Source organism: Myroides sp. LoEW2-1, assembly GCF_009767705.1.
In the GTDB taxonomy this organism is placed as follows: domain Bacteria; phylum Bacteroidota; class Bacteroidia; order Flavobacteriales; family Flavobacteriaceae; genus Flavobacterium; species Flavobacterium album_A.
This window is the reverse complement of the sequence record NZ_WSPP01000354.1, coordinates 1-2525: the sequence shown is the minus strand read 5'-3', so window position 1 is coordinate 2525 and position 2525 is coordinate 1. Positions and strand designations below refer to the sequence as shown.

Below are 2525 nucleotides of genomic sequence, written 5' to 3'. Positions count from 1 at the left end.
TAAGTCTAAAACTCGTTTTAATTGCAAGAACTTTTAATCTAAGAGAAAAGTAACGTTTTATATAATACAAAAGAGGGTGACCTTTTGGGACACCCTCTTTTTATTTCTTACAATTCTTTTACTCCTCGCCAGATATCTTTTTAAGGGCTCTATTTAGCGTACGTGTTGTAATGCCTAAATAAGAGGCCATATCTTCTTTAGAAATCTTTAATTGCTGCTTTTCTTGTAATTCCAATAGCTTTTCAAGGGCATGTTCGACCGTGTAAAGCTGTTGAAATGAAGCCTTTTGACTGGTGTGGTATACCCTAAGGGCTTCAACTTCCAATAGTGCATTGTTGAAGGTTATATCAGTTTTAAGCAAGTGTTCAAATACTGAGAGTGGAATAATATAGGCTGTCACTTCACTTATGGCTTCTACAGAAGCCAGGCAGTTCTTTTTCCCCATTATTTCTATTTCACCCATAATCTCACCAGTGCTCAAAAACTCAGGAATATATTCCTTTCCATTCTCCTCAGTAATGAAGCATTTTGTAATGCCTTCATTAATAACTATTACTTTGGTTACAGGATCGCCTTGATGCAATAAATATTCTTTTGGTTTATATTTTTGCAATAAAATTTTATCCGAGAAAACATCTGTGTTTGCAAGGGTTTCGATATACGAAAAGAAGCTAATATTTATTCTTAACATTTTTTTATCACATTAGGGACAAATGTCCTATGGGGGTTAGTTTAATTTATTGAATTTTGTCTCATCAAAGTTAAGTAATTATCTATTAAAACTTTTTCGTTTTAGGTATGTTTTAAAAAAAGATTAGGGCCTTACTTACTTTGATAGTACTTTGCTAGCACAAAGTATGTTTTTTTCAATTATACAATACAAGTGATAAAGTGTTTTTTTCAAAAAAACGGGAGAACAGTGTAAGTGATGTTCTCCCGTTTTTATTACTTTTAAGTTTTATTGATTGATTTAGTGGCTGTTACTGTGTTTTCTTTTTTGTAATCAGCTTTATTCAATAAGTTGTAATAACTGTCTTTTTTTGGCAGCTTGTTGTATCTGTATAGTGTTTTCCAAATTTTTAAAAATGTTAGAGTGCTTATAAAAATGGGATAGAGGTCTTGTTATAGATGCTATCCCATTTTGTTTATATATCTATTATTCAAAGCCCACAGGCTTACCCGGACTATGTGTTTTTTTGAAAGTGGACTATTTGTTGTTGTGCTGCTATCTTTAGTTTTGACCCATAACGAAATAAACTTATTATGAATGCTATATTAGAAACGGTAAAGGTGCGCCATGATTGGACAAAACAACAAATTGAACAGATATACAATATGCCGCTACTTGAACTTGTTTATACTGCGGCAAGTGTACACCGAGCGTACCATCCCAAAAATGAAGTACAGATAAGTACACTTTTGTCAATTAAAACAGGAGGGTGTCCTGAGGATTGTTCTTATTGTGGTCAAGCGGCTCGTTACCATACTGATATTAAAGTTCAAAGACTCTTGCCTACTGAAACTGTTTTAGCCCATGCTAAAAAAGCAAAACAAGCAGGATCTTCTCGTTTTTGTATGGCGGCAGCTTGGAGAGAAGTAAGGGATAACAAAGATTTTGATAGGGTAATTGATATGGTTAAAGGGGTAAACGAATTAGGCTTGGAGGTTTGCTGTACTTTAGGGATGTTGACAGAATCACAAGCTTTGCGACTTCAACAAGCTGGGTTGTATGCATATAATCACAACCTTGATACTTCAGAGGAATTCTACGACGAGATTATTTCTACAAGGAAGTTTGACAACCGTATCAATACAATTAATAATGTGCGAAAAGCCGGAATTACTGTTTGTTCGGGGGGAATTATTGGCCTTGGAGAATCAACAAGTGACAGAGTCTCGATGTTACTTACATTGGCAACGATGGACAAGCATCCAGAATCTGTGCCAATTAATGCTTTGGCTCGTATAAAGGGAACTCCTCTTGAGGATTTACCTAAAGTAGAGGTATGGGATATGGTGCGTATGATTGCCACAGCGCGTATTGTTTTGCCAGAGACAATGGTACGCTTAAGTGCAGGAAGAATTGAGATGAGCGAAGTAGAACAAGCTTGGTGTTTTATGGCAGGGGCAAACTCTATTTTTGCAGGTGAGAACCAAACGCTTTTAGTAACTGCTAACCCAGCGTTGAATAAAGATATGGTCATGTTGGAGAACTTAGGTTTAAAACCTATGATTAAACAAAACCAAGAATCATTTTGTCAATCTTAGATAGAGGTTTAGTTAAATTGTAATTATATATTATTCACTTTGCAATTGATTAGTTGTAAGTATTTCATTAAAACTAAATAGAGCCAATTTCTATTTAGTTTTTTTTATATGAACCTCTTTAAGACTGTGCGCTTTAAGGAAGTTTTTAAAGGCTATTTGATTATAATTAAGGGATTTGAAATGATTTATCTAATTTTTACAAAGTCTGTGGTCCATGCTTAGTTGTATGACTATTGTTTTGATAATTAGTTATATAG

The 2525-nt window shown here is 34.3% G+C and carries 2 protein-coding genes; one reads left to right on the top strand and one right to left on the bottom strand.

Translation table 11 applies throughout. The features are described 5' to 3' along the window. Positions 1-118 precede the first annotated feature (118 nt). The gene (locus GOQ24_RS15920; RefSeq protein WP_155092671.1) at positions 119-691 is read right to left on the bottom strand and encodes a Crp/Fnr family transcriptional regulator; all 573 of its coding nucleotides are present in this window, start codon (positions 689-691) and stop codon (positions 119-121) included. Positions 692-1263: 572 nt separating this feature from the next. Here GOQ24_RS15920 and bioB point away from each other — a divergent pair. Further along, positions 1264-2268, top strand: coding sequence for a biotin synthase BioB (bioB, locus tag GOQ24_RS15915; RefSeq protein WP_155091628.1), 1005 nt, complete (start codon positions 1264-1266; stop codon positions 2266-2268). The last annotated feature ends 257 nt before the right edge of the window (positions 2269-2525 follow it).

Coding starts and splice junctions, on each gene's coding strand:
- GOQ24_RS15920 (WP_155092671.1), bottom strand. CDS start 691: ATGTTAAGAATAAATATTAGCTTCTTTTCGTATATCGAAACCCTTGCA.
- bioB (WP_155091628.1), top strand. CDS start 1,264: ATGAATGCTATATTAGAAACGGTAAAGGTGCGCCATGATTGGACAAAA.